Annotated in this window: 13 protein-coding genes and 4 pseudogenes; 9 read left to right on the top strand and 8 right to left on the bottom strand. The window is 60.0% G+C overall.

Translation table 11 applies throughout. From position 1 onward, the window contains the following. The first annotated feature begins 2 nt into the window (after positions 1–2). From hyi to KZH41_RS10365, 7 genes are all read left to right on the top strand, one after another. The gene (hyi, locus tag KZH41_RS10395; protein ID WP_242155176.1) at positions 3–785 is read left to right on the top strand and encodes a hydroxypyruvate isomerase; all 783 of its coding nucleotides are present in this window, start codon (positions 3–5) and stop codon (positions 783–785) included. A 174-nt stretch (positions 786–959) separates the two neighbouring features. After that, on the top strand, positions 960–1,850 hold the full coding sequence (locus tag KZH41_RS10390; protein WP_263274775.1) for a 2-hydroxy-3-oxopropionate reductase: 891 nt from the start codon (positions 960–962) through the stop codon (positions 1,848–1,850). Positions 1,851–2,019: 169 nt separating this feature from the next. Beyond that, entirely contained in the window at positions 2,020–3,300 is a 1,281-nt protein-coding gene (locus KZH41_RS10385) for a glycerate kinase (protein WP_263274774.1), read from the top strand. Next, a complete protein-coding gene (gene pyk / locus KZH41_RS10380) occupies positions 3,290–4,705 on the top strand; it encodes a pyruvate kinase (RefSeq protein ID WP_094950734.1) in 1,416 nt (471 codons plus the stop codon). Before KZH41_RS10385 ends, pyk begins: the two co-directional genes overlap by 11 nt. A 122-nt stretch (positions 4,706–4,827) precedes the next feature. Next, positions 4,828–5,700 (top strand): urea transporter, encoded by an 873-nt coding sequence (locus KZH41_RS10375; RefSeq protein WP_094950735.1) that lies wholly within the window; start codon positions 4,828–4,830, stop codon positions 5,698–5,700. A gap of 31 nt (positions 5,701–5,731) precedes the next feature. Further along, positions 5,732–6,556, top strand: a complete 825-nt coding sequence (locus KZH41_RS10370; protein WP_094950736.1) for an ion transporter — start codon at positions 5,732–5,734, stop codon at positions 6,554–6,556. Positions 6,557–6,661: 105 nt separating this feature from the next. After that, positions 6,662–7,666, top strand: coding sequence for a sulfate ABC transporter substrate-binding protein (locus KZH41_RS10365; RefSeq protein ID WP_242155170.1), 1,005 nt, complete (start codon positions 6,662–6,664; stop codon positions 7,664–7,666). Between the two features lie 113 nt (positions 7,667–7,779). Here the strand turns inward: KZH41_RS10365 and KZH41_RS10360 are convergent, their stop codons facing one another. Continuing rightward, a complete protein-coding gene (locus tag KZH41_RS10360; RefSeq protein ID WP_094950738.1) occupies positions 7,780–8,394 on the bottom strand; it encodes a DUF5666 domain-containing protein in 615 nt (204 codons plus the stop codon). A 178-nt stretch (positions 8,395–8,572) separates the two neighbouring features. On the opposite strand from KZH41_RS10360, the gene KZH41_RS10355 reads away from it, so the two are divergent. Next, positions 8,573–9,769, top strand: coding sequence for an MFS transporter (locus KZH41_RS10355; protein WP_094950739.1), 1,197 nt, complete (start codon positions 8,573–8,575; stop codon positions 9,767–9,769). 6 nt (positions 9,770–9,775) lie between these two features. Here KZH41_RS10355 and KZH41_RS10350 read toward each other — a convergent pair. From KZH41_RS10350 to KZH41_RS10340, 3 genes and pseudogenes are all read right to left on the bottom strand, one after another. Further along, positions 9,776–9,973 (bottom strand): annotated as a pseudogene (locus KZH41_RS10350) (type II toxin-antitoxin system HicB family antitoxin); the annotation flags it as partial. Positions 9,974–10,122: 149 nt separating this feature from the next. Continuing rightward, positions 10,123–12,144, bottom strand: a complete 2,022-nt coding sequence (locus KZH41_RS10345) for a M10 family metallopeptidase C-terminal domain-containing protein (protein WP_242155166.1) — start codon at positions 12,142–12,144, stop codon at positions 10,123–10,125. A 276-nt stretch (positions 12,145–12,420) separates the two neighbouring features. Further along, the gene (locus tag KZH41_RS10340) at positions 12,421–13,530 is read right to left on the bottom strand and encodes a cytochrome P450 (protein ID WP_263274773.1); all 1,110 of its coding nucleotides are present in this window, start codon (positions 13,528–13,530) and stop codon (positions 12,421–12,423) included. A 75-nt stretch (positions 13,531–13,605) separates the two neighbouring features. On the opposite strand from KZH41_RS10340, the pseudogene KZH41_RS10335 reads away from it, so the two are divergent. After that, positions 13,606–14,317, top strand: a pseudogene (locus KZH41_RS10335) (ArsR/SmtB family transcription factor). Positions 14,318–14,334: 17 nt separating this feature from the next. On the opposite strand, the gene KZH41_RS10330 reads toward KZH41_RS10335, so the two are convergent. The 4 genes and pseudogenes from KZH41_RS10330 to KZH41_RS10315 all read right to left on the bottom strand — a co-directional run. Beyond that, positions 14,335–15,834, bottom strand: a complete 1,500-nt coding sequence (locus KZH41_RS10330; RefSeq protein ID WP_263274772.1) for a M10 family metallopeptidase C-terminal domain-containing protein — start codon at positions 15,832–15,834, stop codon at positions 14,335–14,337. A gap of 597 nt (positions 15,835–16,431) precedes the next feature. Further along, positions 16,432–16,557: pseudogene (locus KZH41_RS10325) on the bottom strand (phosphonate metabolism protein PhnP); the annotation flags it as partial. Continuing rightward, positions 16,548–17,120 carry a phosphonate metabolism protein/1,5-bisphosphokinase (PRPP-forming) PhnN gene (phnN, locus tag KZH41_RS10320; RefSeq protein ID WP_263274771.1) on the bottom strand — a complete coding sequence of 191 codons (573 nt, stop codon included), beginning with the start codon at positions 17,118–17,120 and terminating at the stop codon, positions 16,548–16,550. The gene phnN and the pseudogene KZH41_RS10325, both read right to left, overlap by 10 nt. Further along, positions 17,120–17,473, bottom strand: a pseudogene (locus KZH41_RS10315) (alpha-D-ribose 1-methylphosphonate 5-triphosphate diphosphatase); the annotation flags it as partial. The pseudogene KZH41_RS10315 and the gene phnN, both read right to left, overlap by 1 nt. Between the last annotated feature and the right edge of the window lie 67 nt (positions 17,474–17,540).

Raw genomic sequence — 17,540 nt, 5'->3', positions numbered from 1 at the left:
TTATGCCGCGTTTTGCCGCCAACCTGTCGATGCTGTTTACCGAACAGGACTTTCTCGCCCGTTTCAAAGCGGCTGCCGATGCCGGCTTCCAGGGTGTCGAGTACCTGTTCCCGTACGAATTCAGCTCCGCCCAAATCAAGGCGCAACTGGACGCCAACGGCCTGACCCAAGTGCTGTTCAACCTGCCGGCCGGCGACTGGGCCAAGGGCGAACGCGGCCTGGCGTGCCACCCGGACCGAGTCGAGGAATTCCGTGCTGGGGTCAAGCTGGCCATCGCCTACGCCCAGGTGCTGGGCAATACCCAGATCAATTGCCTGGCGGGCATCCGGCCGCAAGGCGTTGACGACGAAACCGTGGAAAAAACCTTTGTCGCCAACCTCAAGTACGCCGCCGACAAGCTGCAAGCGGCGGGCATCAAGCTGGTGATGGAGATGATCAACACCCGTGACATCCCCGGCTTTTACCTCAACAACACCGCCCAGGCCCTGGCGATTCGCGAGCAAGTGGGCAGCGCCAACCTGTTCCTGCAATACGACATCTATCACATGCAAATCATGGAAGGCGACCTGGCCCGGACCCTGGCTGCGCACCTGGGTGAGATCAACCACATCCAACTGGCCGACAACCCGGGGCGTAACGAGCCCGGAACCGGGGAGATCAACTACCGCTTCCTGTTCGAGCATTTGGACCGCATTGGTTACGCGGGTTGGGTTGGTTGTGAGTACAAGCCGTTGACCACCACTGAAGCGGGTTTGGGCTGGCTCAAAACCCACAACGCGATCTAACAGACACACCACAGAACAATGTGGGAGCTGGCTTGCCTGCGATGGCGGTGTATCAGGCGATCAATCTGTAACGGATAGAGCGCTATCGCAGGCAAGCCAGCTCCCACAGCAGATCTTCGGTGTTTGGCAGACCCGAGACAGGCCTGCCCATCTAATAAAAAGAGGATTTTGATCATGGCTAAAATCGGATTTATCGGCACCGGCATCATGGGCCAACCCATGGCCGCCAACCTGCAAAAGGCCGGCCACCAACTGTTCCTGTCCGAGCACCACGGCAAAGCCCCGGCCGAGCTGATCGACGCCGGCGCCGTGGCCCTGGCCAACCCCCAGCAAGTGGCCCAGGAAGCCGAGTTCATCATCGTGATGGTGCCGGACACCCCGCAGGTCGATGACGTGCTGTTCCGCGCCGATGGCGTTGCGGCCGGTTTGTCGCCGAACAAGGTGGTGATCGACATGAGTTCAATCTCGCCCACCGCCACCAAAGCCTTTGCCGCCAAGATCAATAAGACCGGCGCGCAGTACCTCGACGCCCCGGTGTCCGGTGGTGAAGTCGGCGCCAAGGCCGGCACCTTGAGCATCATGGTCGGGGGCGAGCCGCACACCTTCGAACGCGCCCTGGCGCTGTTCCGGAGCATGGGCAAGAACATCACCCTGGTCGGCGGCAATGGCGATGGCCAGACCGCCAAGGTGGCCAACCAGATTATCGTCGCGTTGAATATTCAGGCGGTGGCCGAAGCGCTGCTGTTCGCCTCGAAAAACGGCGCCGACCCGGCCAAGGTGCGTGAAGCGCTGATGGGTGGTTTTGCTTCGTCGAAGATCCTCGAAGTGCATGGCGAACGCATGATCAAGGGCACCTTTGATCCGGGCTTCCGTATCAACCTGCACCAGAAGGATTTGAACCTGGCGCTGGCCGGGGCCAAGGAACTGGGGATCAACCTGCCGAACACCGCCGGCACCCAGCAGGTGTTCAGCACCTGCACAGCGATTGGCGGTGGCAACTGGGACCACTCGGCGCTGATCAAGGGGTTGGAGCATATGGCGAATTTTTCGATTCGCGATAAATAATTCAATTTGAAATGCAGACCTGTGTGGGAGCTGGCTTGCCTGCGATAGCGGTTTTTCAGTGACAGATCAGTTGTCTGACAGACCGCTATCGCAGGCAAGCCAGCGCCCACATTTTTGTCCCAGTTCCACGTTTCAAACCTAAAAACAAAAATCCCCCGGGAGCCCGCTTATGTCGGTCGATCCGCAACACCTGCTTCGCGAGCTGTTTGCCACAGCCATCGACGCCGCCCACCCCCGGCAAGTCCTTGAACCTTACCTGCCCGCCGACCGCAGCGGCCGAGTGATCGTGATCGGCGCCGGCAAAGCCGCGGCGGCCATGGCCCTCGTTGTCGAGAACTGCTGGCAGGGCGACGTCTCGGGCCTGGTGGTCACCCGCTACGGCCACGGCGCTCCGTGCAAAAAAATCGAAGTGGTCGAAGCTGCGCACCCGGTCCCCGATGCGGCGGGCTTGGCGGTGGCCAAGCGCGTGCTGGCACTGATCAGCAACCTGACCGAAGACGACCGGGTGATTTTCCTGCTCTCCGGTGGCGGCTCTGCCTTGCTGGCGCTGCCCGCCGAAGGCATCACCCTGGCCGACAAACAGGCCATCAACAAAGCCCTGCTCAAATCCGGCGCGACCATCGGCGAGATGAATTGCGTGCGCAAGCACCTCTCGGCGATCAAGGGCGGGCGACTGGCCAAGGCAGCCTGGCCGGCGACGGTGTACACCTACGCGATCTCCGATGTGCCGGGCGACCAGGCCACCGTCATCGCGTCCGGCCCCACCGTCGGTGACCCAAGCACCTCGCAACAAGCCCTGGCGATTCTCAAGCGCTACGGCATCGATGCGCCCGCCTCGGTGCGCAGCTGGTTGCAGAACCCGGCGTCGGAAACCGTCAAACCCGGCGACCCGCTGCTCGCGCGCAGCCATTTCCAATTAATCGCCCGCCCACAACAATCCCTCGAAGCGGTGGCGGTGAAAGTGCGCCAAGCCGGGTTCAGCCCGTTGATCCTCGGCGACCTCGAAGGCGAAGCACGGGACGTGGCCAAGGTTCATGCCGGTATCGCCCGCCAGATCGTGCAACACGGCCAGCCATTGGCGGCGCCGTGCGTGATCCTCTCCGGCGGTGAAACCACCGTCACCGTGCGCAGCGATGGCCGTGGCGGGCGCAATGCCGAATTCCTGCTGAGCCTCACCGACAGCCTCAAGGGCCTGCCCGGCGTCTACGCCCTGGCCGGTGACACCGACGGCATCGACGGTTCGGAAGACAACGCCGGCGCGATCATGACCCCAACCAGCTACGCCCGCGCCGAAGCCTTGGGCCTGTCGGCCAGCGATGAGCTTGATAACAACAATGGCTACGGTTATTTCGCTGCCCTCGACGGTTTGATCGTCACCGAGCCGACCCGCACCAACGTCAACGATTTCCGCGCCATCCTGATTCTTGAGACTGCCCAACATGACGCCTGACAAGAAGGTCAAAATCCTCGCCACCCTCGGCCCGGCGACCGACAGCATTGACGATATTCGCGAGTTGGTGGAAGCCGGGGTGAATATTTTCCGCCTGAATTTCAGCCATGGTGATCACGCCGATCACGCCCAGCGCTACCAGTGGATTCGCCAGGTCGAGCGCCAGCTGAATTATCCGCTGGGCATCCTCATGGACCTGCAAGGGCCGAAGCTTCGGGTCGGGCGATTTGCCGAGGGCAAAGTACAACTGGTGCGCGGCCAGGCCCTGCGCCTGGACTTGGACCCGACGCTGGGCGACCAATGCCGGGTCAACCTGCCCCACCCGGAAATCATCGCGGCGCTGGAGCCGGGCATGGACCTGTTGCTGGACGACGGCAAGTTGCGCCTGCGGGTGATCACCAAACATGCCAACGCCATCGACACCACCGTACTGAATGGCGGCGAACTGTCTGACCGCAAGGGCGTGAATGTCCCGCAAGCCTTGCTGGAACTCAGCCCGCTGACCGCCAAGGACCGCCGCGACCTGAGCTTCGGCTTGGAACTGGGCGTGGACTGGGTGGCGCTGTCGTTTGTGCAGCGCCCGGAAGATATCCGCGAGGCCCGCGAGTTGATCGGCGACAAGGCGTTCCTGATGGCCAAGATAGAGAAGCCATCGGCCGTGCAACGCTTGCAGGAAATCGCCGAGCTGAGTGACGCAATCATGGTGGCAAGAGGCGACCTGGGCGTTGAAGTGCCCGCCGAAAGCGTGCCGCAGATCCAGAAAGACATCGTCAGCACCTGCCGCCAGTTGGGCAAGCCAGTGGTGGTGGCCACGCAGATGCTTGAGTCCATGCGCTTCTCGCCGGCGCCGACCCGTGCCGAAGTCACCGATGTCGCCAATGCGGTGGCCGAAGGCGCGGACGCGGTGATGCTGTCGGCGGAAACCGCCTCGGGCGAATACCCACTGGAAGCCGTGCAGATGATGAGCAAGATCATCCGCCAAGTGGAAAACGGCCCGGATTACCAGACACAGCTGGACGTCAGCCGGCCCAAGGCCGATGCCACGGTGTCGGATGCAATCAGCTGCGCGATCCGGCGCATCAGCAGCATCCTGCCGGTGGCGGTGCTGGTGAACTACAGCGAGTCCGGCAGCTCCAGCCTGCGCGCCGCGCGGGAACGGCCGGTGGCGCCGATCCTCAACCTCACGCCGAACCTGTCCACGGCGCGGCGCTTGAGCGTGGCGTGGGGCGTGCATTCGGTTGTGAATGATCGGCTGCGCCAAGTGGATGAGGTGTGTTCTACGGCGCTGGAGATTGCCCAGGCCCAAGGGATGGCGCAGCGCGGGGATACGTTGGTGATTACCGCCGGGGTGCCGTTTGGCAAGCCGGGGTCGACCAATTCGCTGCGCATCGAGACATTGATTTAGCGCCTGTTGGGGCCTCATCGCGTGCAAGCCCGGCCCCCACATTTTGATGTGCCAATACATTCAAAAGTGGGAGCTGGCTTGCCTGCGATTGGGGGCAACTCGGTCTCACTGACTAAACCACAATGCACAACCCACCCTGCCCCGACTGGGCCGAAGCCTTGCTCAACGGCTTCAGCCAGATCTTCCTGCAACGCCAGCCACTGTGTGGCCTGCTGTGCCTGCTGGCCATCCTGATCGGCGCCCCGGCCTTGTTCGGCGGGGCGCTGCTGGGTGGTGTGGCGGGTTTACTCACGGCCCAGCGCCGGGGTTACCCCAAGGCTGAGCGCCAGGCCGGCCTTTATAGCTACAACGGCGTGCTGCTGGGCTTGTTGATCAGCCAGCACTTCGCGTGGTCGGCCTTATTGCCGCCGCTGATCCTGGCGTGCGGCGGCTTGAGTGCGATGCTCACGCGCCAATGGTTAAAACATGCCACGCAAGCGGATGACTTGCCCGCCTATACCGCGCCTTTTGTCGGCCTCGCCTGGTTGCTGCTGGGCACAGTGCCTGCAGGCACCTTCACCTTGAGCGAACCCGACACCCTCGGCGTGCTCACTGCGCCCTTCACCGGGCTCGCACAAATCATGCTGCTGGACCAGCCACTGGCCGGCGCCCTGATTGCGTTTGGGCTGTTGATGGCCGACCGTCGTGCCGCGCTGTGGGCGCTGATCGGTGCCGCCAGTGGCGTGCTGATCGCCCTGCTGATGGGCGAAACCAGCAGCGCCCTTCTCGGCCTGCACAGCTATAACCCAGCATTGGCCGCGCTGGCGTTGAGCCAGACGCGCCGCCAGCCTTGGTTGCCGCTGCTCGGCATCGGCCTGGCAATCACGCTCACGCCGGGGTTCAGCGCCCTGCAACTGCCGGCGCTGACCGCGCCGTTTATCCTCGCCTGCTGGCTGGTACGCGCCAGCCAGCGATTGTTCAAAGCCCGCGTGGACAGCCCGTTCGAATCCCCCTAGGCTTGCCCGATATTCGATTTAGGCGGGTTTTATGGACAGTAACAACGACTGGCGTCAGCGCCTCTACGTCATGGTTTTCCAAAGCGATACAGCGGCCGGGCGCCGCTTTGACGGCATTTTGTTGCTGATCATCCTCGCCAGCATTGTGATCGTGATGCTCGACAGCATCGACCAGGTTCACCAGAACTACGCGAATCTGCTGGCCTATATCGAGTGGGGCTTCACGGTGATCTTCGCCATCGAGTACGGCTTGCGCCTGTATTGCTCGCCCAAGCCGTTGCGCTACGCCTTCAGTTTTTATGGGCTGGTGGATTTGCTCGCCATCGTGCCCGGCATTCTCGCGCTGTATTACAGCGACGCGCAGTACCTGCTGATCATCCGCATCATTCGGATGCTGCGGATCTTCCGCGTGCTCAAGCTCAGCCCGTACCTCAAGCAGGCCAACTACCTGATGGCGGCGCTGCGCGGCAGCAAACAAAAGATCGTGGTGTTCCTGGTGAGCGTGTGCACCCTGGTCACGGTGTTCGGCACCTTGATGTACGTGATCGAAGGCCCGGAACATGGGTTTACCAGCATTCCCAAGGGCATCTATTGGGCGATTGTGACCCTGACCACCGTGGGCTTTGGCGACATCGTGCCGAAGACGCCATTAGGCCAGGTGATCTCGTCGCTGGTGATGATCACCGGTTACTCGATCATCGCCGTGCCCACCGGGATTTTTACCGCCGAATTGGCCAGCGCCATGCGCGGGGAGCAGTTGCAACACGACTGCCCGGTGTGCAAAAAAGACAGCCATGAACCCAACGCGGCGTTTTGCTCGCGCTGTGGCAGCAATCTGTTTCGTAAAGTGGAATAAGCAAAGTTCGTTTTAATCTTTAAACGTCTATGCGGGCGCGGCTATAGTCGGTGGCAAATTGCCCCCACTCAATCGACAAGCTTCTCGAACAACAAGGAATGAGCAGTGAAAAAACTCGTTAGCGCCTCTCTTCTGGCCGCCGGCCTTGCCCTGGCGGGCGCCGTCCAGGCTGCCCCCGTCACACTGCTCAACGTCTCCTATGACGTGATGCGCGACTTCTACAAGGATTACAACGCTGCCTTCCAGAAGCACTGGGAAGCCGAGCATCCGGACGACAAGCTGACCTTGCAGATGTCCTTCGGCGGTTCCAGCAAACAAGCGCGCTCGGTGATCGACGGCCTGCCGGCTGACGTGATCACCATGAACATGGCCACCGACATCAACGCCCTGGTCGACAACGGCAAACTGGTGCCGGACAACTGGGTGACCCGGCTGCCGAACAACAGCGCGCCGTTCACCTCCGCCACCGTGTTTATCGTGCGCAAAGGCAACCCCAAAGCCCTGAAAGACTGGCCAGACCTGCTCAAAGAGGGTGTGCAGGTGATCGTGCCGAACCCGAAAACTTCGGGTAACGGCCGCTACACCTACCTGTCGGCCTGGGGTTATGTGCTGAAGAACGGCGGCGATGAAGACAAGGCCAAGGCCTTTGTCGGCAAGCTGTTCAAGCAGGCGCCTGTGCTGGATACCGGCGGCCGTGCAGCCACCACCACGTTCATGACCAACCAGATTGGCGACGTGCTGGTGACCTTTGAAAACGAAGCGGAAATGATCGCGCGTGAATTCGGCCGTGATCAGTTCGAAGTGATCTACCCAAGCGTCTCCGCCGAAGCTGAGCCGCCGGTATCGGTGGTCGACAAAGTGGTCGAGAAGAAAGGCACCCGCGTCGCCGCCGAAGACTACCTGAAATACCTGTGGTCGCCGCAAGGCCAGGAAATCGCCGCCAACAACTACCTGCGCCCACGTGACCCAAAGGTGCTGGCCAAGTACACCGACCGCTTCCCGAAAGTCGACTTCCTGTCGGTCGAGAAGACCTTTGGCGACTGGCGCACCGTGCAGAAAACCCACTTCAATGATGGTGGGGTTTTTGACCAGATCTACAGCGGCCAATAACTGAGTGTGGGAGCTGGCTTGCCTGCGATGCAGGCACCTTGGTGTGTCAGGCATACCTAGGTGATGCTATCGCAGGCAAGCCAGCCCCCACATTTTGCTCATCATTGGGTCAGTTACATCGGCGGTGTCACGCCGTCTTTGCCGGCTGAGATGGCCTGTGCGGTGATGGTCCCATCCGCGCCCTGCGCCGCAAACATCACCACCTTCACCCCCGGTTTGAGCAAGCTGCGATCCCCTGGCTCCAGGTTGACGATCGGCACATCATCCGGCACCACAATCTTCTGTTCGCCGCCTTTGTATTTCACGGTCAAGGTGCGCCCGTTGCTGACCACCAAGTCGCCGACGGTGCCGTTGGTCATGCTGCTGCCTTCTTTCAAGTCAAACGCGCGGTGCCCGTCGCCCGTGCCGGCCATGGCCGGTGGAAACACGTGGACTTCCAGGGCCGTGAGGGTGCCATCGGCGTTGGGCATGGCGGCGGAGCCAATGTAGCTGCCGGGCTTGATTTCATCGATCTTGGCCAGGGTCACGGCACGCACTTGGGTGTCTTTGGTCAGGTGCACGATGACGTCCTCACCGCTGTTGACCTTGACGTGCATCGCATCGCCGTCCATCGCCGTGATGGCGCCACGTACACCAACGCGCGGGGCATCGGCGGCGTTCGCCAGCCCAATGGCCATGGCCGCGGCGAGGGTTGAAGCCAGGATCATCTTGTTCAGCGTGATTTTCATGAAAGTGGATTTCCTGTTTCGGCAGTTGTGACTGAATGTATCATTGCCCTTCGACCCGAAAGTTAACGTTTCAGTCATTAATTCCGGGCATGAGTGTTATCACCGTCAACGGCCTACTCGCTGCCAGGTCTTGTCTTTATTCTCGCACGCCATCTTCCTTCGCTTTTACGAGAACACCATGAACGCTACCCCACACGCTACGAGCACCATGACCCGCGGGATGGTGATGCTGTTTGCGTTCTGTTGCGGCGCCATTGTTGCCAACATCTACTACGCCCAACCGATCATCGAGTTGATCGCGCCGGACATCGGCCTGACTCCCGCGATGGCCAGCCTGATCGTGTCCCTCACGCAAATCGGCTATGCCCTGGGCCTGTTCTTCCTGGTGCCGCTGGGCGATCTGTTGGAAAACCGCAAGCTGATGATCGCCACAACGGTGCTGGCCATCGCCAGCCTACTGGGTGCTGCGTTCACCGAGCAGCCGAATTTGTTCCTTCTTGTGTCGTTGCTGATCGGATTCAGTTCCGTCTCGGTGCAAATTCTGATCCCGCTGGCCGCGCACCTAGCGCCTGCCGAATCCCGTGGCCGTGTGGTCGGCAGCATCATGGGCGGACTGTTGCTGGGTATTTTGCTGGCACGGCCGGTGTCCAGTGTGGTGGCCGATCACTTCGGCTGGCGCACGATGTTCATGGCCGCCGCCGCGTTGATGGCGTTTATCAGCGTGGTGCTGTTGATGACCATCCCCAAGCGCCAGCCCGACCACAGCGCCAGCTACGGCCAGTTGCTGCGCTCCCTCGGCACCCTGCTGCGCGAGCAACCGGTGCTGCGCCAACGCGCGTTCTACCAAGGCTGCATGTTTGCCACCTTCAGCCTGTTCTGGACCGCCGCCCCGCTGGAGTTGGTACGTAACCATGGCCTGAGCCAAACCCAGATCGCGATCTTCGCCCTGGTGGGTGCCATCGGCGCCATCGCCGCGCCCATCGCCGGCCGCCTGGCCGATGCCGGCCACACGCATCGCGCCTCGCTGCTGGCCATGTTGTTTGGCGCCTTGAGCTTCCTGCCGGCCTTCGTACACCCGCTGTACAGCGTGATTGGCCTGGCGGTGACCGGCGTGGTCCTGGACTTCTGCGTGCAGATGAACATGGTCCTGGGCCAACGCGCCGTCTACGCCCTCGACGCTAACAGCCGCAGCCGCCTGAACGCGCTGTACATGACCAGCATCTTCATCGGCGGCGCCTTCGGTTCGGCGATTGCCAGCAGCGTGTATGAACACGGCGGCTGGCTGGGCGTGATGCTAGTGGGCAGTGCGTTCCCGCTGCTGGCGTTGTTGCGGTTCCTGAGTGCGTCGCGCCAGGTGTCGGTCGCGACCGCCTGATTGCGCTTAGGAGCGCACCAACTTCTCCAAAGCCGCACCTGCCAGAAATGACGAGCGGCTTTTGACCTTGTGTTCACGCACGTCACGGTCGATGCGCTGAATGACATAACCGGGCAAGGTCACATTGACCTTCTCGGTCTTGCCCAGATAAGGCGAGATGTCCAACTCCAACATGCCCCAGCCCATCCCCGCGTAATCTTCGTGGGCGTGATAATGCCCAGGTCGGATTGACGGCTGTATTACGGAATATTGGAAACCCGCTGAATTTATTCCAGGGCGACGTCGTCGTGGGTCGAGTATGTGCAGGCGCTGATCAACGCCTAAGCGCTGTCAGCGCTTTGCCGTGTCGCTTTTCAGCGCTGACGAGAAGTCAGACCGAGCACATCCTGCGGCCTGATCAAACGCGCGCTTTTAATCAGGAAGTCCGACTGACGCCGCCCCAACAGGTCTATTCCCACAATGGAACGGCCGCTGTGTCGGTCGTGTTTGACGACGGTATCGCCAATACGCCCCGTGTAGGCGTCGACGAGGCGCAAAGGGGTTCCCAACTCTGCGGCCAGTGCCGTCAGGTCAATCGTGTCTTCGCCACTGGCGAAATCCATGATGCGATCAGGATCGTAACCGCTTGAGTCAGTGACCTTGTCATATTTGAACGTGTTTTTACCGCCCACGCCCCAGAGTTCATCACCGCCGCCACCGCCAGTGATGACGTTGCTCACGGCGTTGCCTACGATTCGGTCTCTGCCTGAGCCGCCGACCGCATTCTCCACCATGACGCCTTTGGCTATTGCGACGTTGTTGCGCAAGCCGCCCACGCTGGAGGAGGCGTTATGGCGCAAGTCGATGCGCTGGTCTTGCTTGAAGCCGGAAAAGTCCAGGGTGTCATTGCCGCCGGTATCCTCTACCAGAAAGCTCGGTGCACCGCTGCCGGCGTGGAGGCTGGTGGAGCTATCGCCGGTGTTGGCGTTGAACCCATAGACAGTATCGTCGGGGTTGAGGCCAGGCTTGGGGGTTGGTTTAAGCGTGGTAGCCCCAGGCGCGGGCTCCCCGCCCGTGACAATGTCACTGGCCTGAATGCGCCCGACACTCTTGATAAAGAAATCCGCCTTGCCCTGGCCCGTCAGGTCAAGGCTCAAGCTGGCGTTCCCGCTGCGCGGATCGTGGCTCAGGACGATCTCGCCGGGGCGCCCGGTAAACTGCTTAACCACATTGAAGTGCTTGGTCGGGGCGTTTTTCAATAGACCGCAAAGATCAATTTTGTCCGTCCCGCTGGTGAAATCCAGAATTTCGTCTGGCCTGCTGAGCGTAGAGTCACTCGCCCTGTCGTAAACAAAAACATCCGCGCCACCGCCGCCTATCAACCTGTCTGCACCGCCCCCACCACGGAGCCTGTTGCCAACGTCGTTGCCATAGATATCGTCGTCGCCTGAACCGCCGATAGCGTTTTCCAGGACAACGCCCTTGGCAATGGAAACATTGCCCTTCAAGCCGCCAACACTGGAATACGACTCAGCGTGCAGATTGATGATCTGATCCTGGGAAAAACCGGAAAAATCCAGCGTGTCATTGCCACCGCCATCCCAGACAGAAAATATAGCCGTGTCGTTCGCCGACTTAAGACTCAAGTGGTCACGGCCAGTCGTGGAGTTGAAACCGTAAACGGTGTCGGTATTACGAGTGTCGGGGTTGGCACCGTAGAGTTTCTGTATGGCCGCTATATCATCTTTCAGTGGCACTGAGGGTTGCAGGTGCTTGAAGTCATGCTCCGGTTGATTGTTCGCGTCCCAATAACTCATGACGTTGTGGGCTCTGGTGTCTTGCTTGTAGACGGCATCAGCATAGCTGAGCACGGTTTTACCATAATCGCCTGGATGACCAAGGCCCAGCGCATGCCCCACTTCATGAATGGCGGCTAATAAAAAATAATCGCCATTATTGGGGGATTCGGCAGCCCCCTGCGTTCCGATAGTGGCCGCCACGTCACCGTAATACCCATTAGGTAACTGCGCCCTCCCGCCACTGGTATTAGGGTCGGCGTTGATCGTTATTGAACCGTCGCTGTCGGTTGAGCCTTCTTTGAATACAATATTGGCCACATCCTGCCAGGCCTGCAGTGCTTGGCGAATAGACACTTTTTGTTGCGTTGAAAACTGCTCACCCAACGTAAAAGAAAGCTCAATTTTGCCGTCGCCATTGCGATCGTAATGCCGATAGCCGCCTCGCAGGATCTGCTTGGCCGCATCGTCTGTACTGTAAGAGGCTTTTTGAGTGACGCCACCGGAAACAGACGTAACGCGTGAGACAGCAGGAGCATTTAACGTAGGAAGTTCATTGCTGCGTACAGATTGATTAACAAGCGAATTAGCGACTCTCATAAAACACCCTTTGGAAAACTTTATAATCAGCCAACAAGGGTCGCAATGGCAGCAACCCCAGTTAACGGCGACCACAAACTCCCACAGATAACTATCTAACGCCAACCCGATAGTATTTCATGTTCAAACATTAAAACACCTGAACCCCATCATACGACCACAGTTATTGATTAACCAAGGCAACAACGCACATAAAATTCTACAATTACACAGCCACTTAAACACTGCGTTCCCGCACAACCGTTAAGCCACAGTTTTTATGAACGGGTTATGGGTTTACACCCCACTTTGAAACCGCGGGATGCGCCCATTCAGCGACGGCCAGTAACCGTACTGGCAAGCATTGGCCCATACACTCGGCTGACGCAGCAATTCCCGCAGCGCTTGTGACGCGATGGCCAACGCGAGCTTTTGGCCTGGGCATTGATGCCTGCCAACGCCAAAACTGAACAACCGCCGATGGGGTCGCTGAAGCAGAAAACTGTCCGGATCGGGGTTCGCTTCGGGGTCCCGATTCGCAGCAGCCAGCAACACCAGAACGGTGTCGCCCTTGCCTAAGCTACGCTTGCCAATCGAGCAGCGGCCGGCCACAAATCGCCGGGTGTTCTGTACCGGCGAATCATAGCGGGCCACCTCTTCCACCAGCGCTGTCACCAAGGCCGGCACTCGCTGGATGTGCTCAAGCAGGTCGGGCCGCCGAACAAGTGTCACCAGCGTATTGCCAATCAGGCCGGCACTCGCTTCGCACGTTTGGGACAGTAACCCAATCAAGTTGGGAGTCAGTGCGTCCGGGTTACCCCAATCGCCTTCGAGAAGCGGCTTAAGCAACCCTGTCTGCTCAAGTACACCACTGAACATCTGCACCAAATCTGCAGCGGCGGCATCGGCATCACGCAATTGAGCTTCGCGGCTCAGCGGCGAGAGGCAGGCGACAAAATCCCGTGTCAAACCGGCGACCGTGCTTAACCGTTCGCCGGGCACACCCAGCAGATACGCGACTACCGAGACGGGCAAGGTAAACATCCAATCATCCAGGCGATGCATGCAAGCGCTGAGTTGCCTCACCACTCCTGCAATGTGCAGCGCATCCAACCTGGCCAGCGCAGGCTCGACCGCGGCCCTCGGGCATTGGTGGGCCACCCCCTCGTTCATACGCATCAACCTGGCGAAGACCTGCCCCGCCGCACCGTTTGCGATAGCCGCAGGCACGGGCTCGTGTGACGGGCGTACCCGACAGTCGGGATGCGTCAGCACGGCTTCGACGGCCTTGGCGCTACTGGCGATCCACAGTCCAAGGTCAGCATCGAACAACAGCTCATCGTTGCGTCTCAGGGCTGCGTAATACGCATAAGGGTCAGCATGGGTAGCGGCTTGCAGCGGTGTCATTCGGTACGTCCTGTTCGCAAAAGAAGCGTTACTATCTGCCCTCTCTCACGGCAATGATTCGCTCAGGAACGAAATATGAACGCCCATGACGATGACACGGCGCTTTCACAAGTGGCGGGGGCGATCGCCGAGCCTGCGCGCACGAAAATGCTCTGCTCGCTGATGGATGGCCATGCGCACCAGCACCGAGCTGGCCGCGATTGCCGGGGTGAGCGCCTCCACCGCCAGCGCCCACCTGGCTAGGCTCAAGGACGATGGCCTGCTCAAGCTGCACACCCAGGGACGCCATCGCTACTACCGCCTGGCCGGCCCCCATGTGGCCCAGGCCATCGAGGGTTTGATGGTGATCAGCCGCAATACCCGCAAGGCCTTCGTCCCGACCACGCCCACCCGCCTGCAGTTCGCACGCACCTGCTACGACCACATGGCCGGCACGCTGGCGGTGCAGCTGCATGACCATTTCATCGCGTCCGGCTGGCTGATTGGCGAGGGGACTTACCAGCTCACCGCGCCCGGTGAAACAGCGCTGATAGAGCTGGGGATTGATGTAGCAACACTGCGCACGCAACGACGGCATTTTGCGTGCGCGTGCCTGGACTGGAGCGTGCGCCGTCCGCATTTGGCCGGCGCGTTGGGAGCAGCGTTTCTACAAAATGCTATTGGCCACCATTGGGTCACCCAGGACCTGGATAGTCGGGCGCTCGGTTTGACGCCCAAGGGCCGCAAGGCGCTGGCGAGCCGGTTTGGTCTCGAAGCGCCGGCCTGCCCCGCGCTGACCAAGGCTTGATCGAATGGGCTCTGCACTTACTTGAATATCGAAAAAGCCTTGTCCATGAATGTCCTTAACAACGTAAACAGCTTTTCGGCGAACTGCCCGCTAAGCCGGGGCTTCGGAGTGGGCGTGGGGGCTGGAATAGGCTCTGGAGCGGGCTCTGGGGTTGGGGTTGGTGCAGGCGTTGGTTCAGGAACCGGGCCGGGAATCACGTCCACCGTCGGCGTGACCGTCGGCACCTGAGCGCTCCAGGTCACATCCGACGGTTTAATTTGACCATGACTGGTAATCAACATATCAGCCGTACCGCTGCCCTTGGTGTCCACGGCCAGCGTCGAACGCCCGGTAGTCGAGTCATGGGTGATCACTGCGTCGCCTGCACGGCCGCTGAACCGATCAGCGAAGTTCAACGACTTGAGGCCCGCCTCACGAAGTACGCCGGCGACATCGATCTTGTCGATACCGCTGGTGAAGTCCTTGATGATGTCCGGGTTCTGCGGCGTTGAATCACTGACGCGGTCATAGACGAACGTGTCGGCCCCGCCACCGCCGTGTAGCGTGTCTGCGCCGCCGCCGCCTTTTAAACGGTTGCTCTGCTCGTTCCCCGTTAACGTATCGCTGCCGGAACCGCCAATGGCATTTTCCACGGTGACGCCCTTGGCAATCGACACATTCCCGCGCAATCCCCCAACGTCCGAAAATGTCTCGGCCTTGAGGCTGATGTTTTGTTTGCCGGTAAAGCCCGAAAAATCCAGAGTGTCATTGCCACCGCCATCCCAAACACTGAACACCGGCCTGTCGCGGGCGCTCTTGAGGCTGTAGACCTCGCGACCGGTGTTGGAGTTGAACCCATAAACGGTGTCGGTATTACGGGTCCGCGTATTGGCCCCGTACAAGCGTTGGATGGCTGCAATATCGTCAATCATAGCGGCGCAGGGTTCCACTTCGTTAAAGGCATGCCCCGGTTGTTTACGTTCCGACCAATAGCTCATGACGCTGCGGGCCTTGGTGTCCTGTGCATAATCGGCATTGCGCTCGTAAGTGCCACCGCCGTCGTAACGTCCGGGGTGTTCCAGCCCTAGGGTGTGCCCCAACTCATGCACCAACAAGGACAAAAATTGGCTGCCCATTTGCGGATTATCTTGAGCACCGCCTGTGCCGATATTAGCCGTTACTCGAGATTGGTATTGATTGGGTAACGTTGCGACACCCGACATTGAACCCGGCACGCCCCTGATCGTGATGAAACCATCACTATGGCTAGCGTTTTCGACAAAGGAAATATTGGCGACATCTGCATAAGACTGCAATGCCTGCCTGGCTCGCTCTTTTTGAGCAGCACTAAAGGCGCCCGAAAAATTAAAACCCACCACAATCTTATTGTCGCCATTTCGATCATGAAACTTAAAGTTTGCGCGCGTGATGTGTTTTGCCGCCTGGTCGGTGGTAAACGACGTCTTATTACTGCTCAAGGAAGAAAAACCATTATAAAACTCACGCGCCTGCCCTCCGGACGAGAGAGTGGCATGCATACTGGACTGGGGTCTTACGGAAGGAATCATGGCAATGAATACTCTGAGTATTGAGAATTATCCATCCCTACAGTGTTTACCGAACCTGACTATTCCGTTGCCAGCTCGATAAAAGTCCCACATTGAAAAGGCCCTCGCCAGCGCCATTCTTTTCACAATGCAAACCAGTAAACACACCTGCAAGAAATGCGCATAACGTTTATGCGTCGCTTCGCAGCCATCACGCCAAACACCATAATAAAGACGTGATATAACGCACTCAGAAAAACCAACTCAATATCGTCAAATATTGAGTTGCGCACATTAAGAAACTTATTCAAACACCGCAGGAAAAAATACCTCAGACCCGCTATCCCTATCCGGCACTGAATAAAAGCAACGCCTACAGGCTGTGGTCAATCTTCTGCCTTTTAATTAACCGCCCAAGTAGGATTGCACTCAGATCACCCGCCCATTCCAACCTACACTCACAGATTTGTGCAGTTCCCGACGGTGTTCCAGCAACCACTTATCCAGCGTATGCCCCACATGGGTCATTGTGATTACGCGGTGCTTGCGGCTGCGGCGGCATGGAGCAGTTTGGCACCAGTACCTCCACAGGCTTGCGCTGCACGGCCGACGGCGCAGGCGCTCATCGCTGCACGCCATGGCGCAAGCGATGCACTCACAGCCCTACACCGGCACTTGCCGCGCGTCGCCGGTGCCGAGCAGGGTCAGGCGCATGCCGAGTGCCCAGGGTCCAGGCAACACAGCAAACGCTCGACGGTGTGTTCAAGCGGGCCGGAATTATCCAGCACAAACAACCCCGAACCGTTGCCGGCGATCAGGTCAGCGGTGAACCGCGCATTGCGCGCCAGGCGCTCCTCTATTTCCGCCAGGGACTCACGCCCGCGCGCGATCAAACGCTGACGCAACACGGTTTGATCAACCGTCAGCAGCAACACCAGCACCGTGGGATAGCGCTCGCGGGTCTGCGCCAGGTGCGCACGGGAGCCGTTGACCAACACGTCGTCCCCCGCCGCCAGCCAGTCATCAATTTGCGCGGGAATGCCATAGGACAACCCATTGGCGTGCCAGCTGAGGGCAAACGCACCCTCAGCGTCCATCGCGGCAAACTGCTGCGCGCTCACGCCCTGGGCCGCCTCGCCCACAGCCTCCGCCGAGCGGGTGATCACGCGGCGCACAATGCGGCAACCGCGTTCGGCCAGACGCGGGCGCGCGGCATCCAGCAGGCTGTCCTTGCCCGAACCCGATGGCCCGATGAGATAGATCAACCTGCCTGCCATCAAAACACCCTCTTCGCTTGTCGCCATACGTGTTGCACTACGGGCAGCCCTTCGCGGCGCCTGGCTTGGACGAGGTCGGCGCGCAGGCCAATAGCAATTTCACCAGGGTCCGTCAGGCCCGCCGCGTGTGCGGGCGCCAGGCTGATCATCTTGACCGCGCGGGCCAGGCCGACGGCGGCCACATTACCCGAGTGCGCCCCACCGCGCACCACGTTCGGCGCGCCCATCAAGACTTTCATGTTCAGCGCCTGGCAGCCCTTCGCCGCTTCAAGCGTAGTGGGGAATTCGGCGGTGGTCATGCCGTAGCGCGCCGACTCTTCAACATGGGCCAACGTCGCGTCGTCATGGCTGGCGGGGAGCGGGCTGATGAAGGTTTTGTGAAAGGTTGGGAGGCTGCCTGACTCAACCCTGTGGCGAGCG

Source organism: Pseudomonas sp. YeP6b, assembly GCF_025642995.1.
GTDB lineage: Bacteria > Pseudomonadota > Gammaproteobacteria > Pseudomonadales > Pseudomonadaceae > Aquipseudomonas.
The sequence above is the reverse complement of the archived record's forward strand: the minus strand, read 5'-3'. Positions and strand labels throughout refer to the sequence as shown.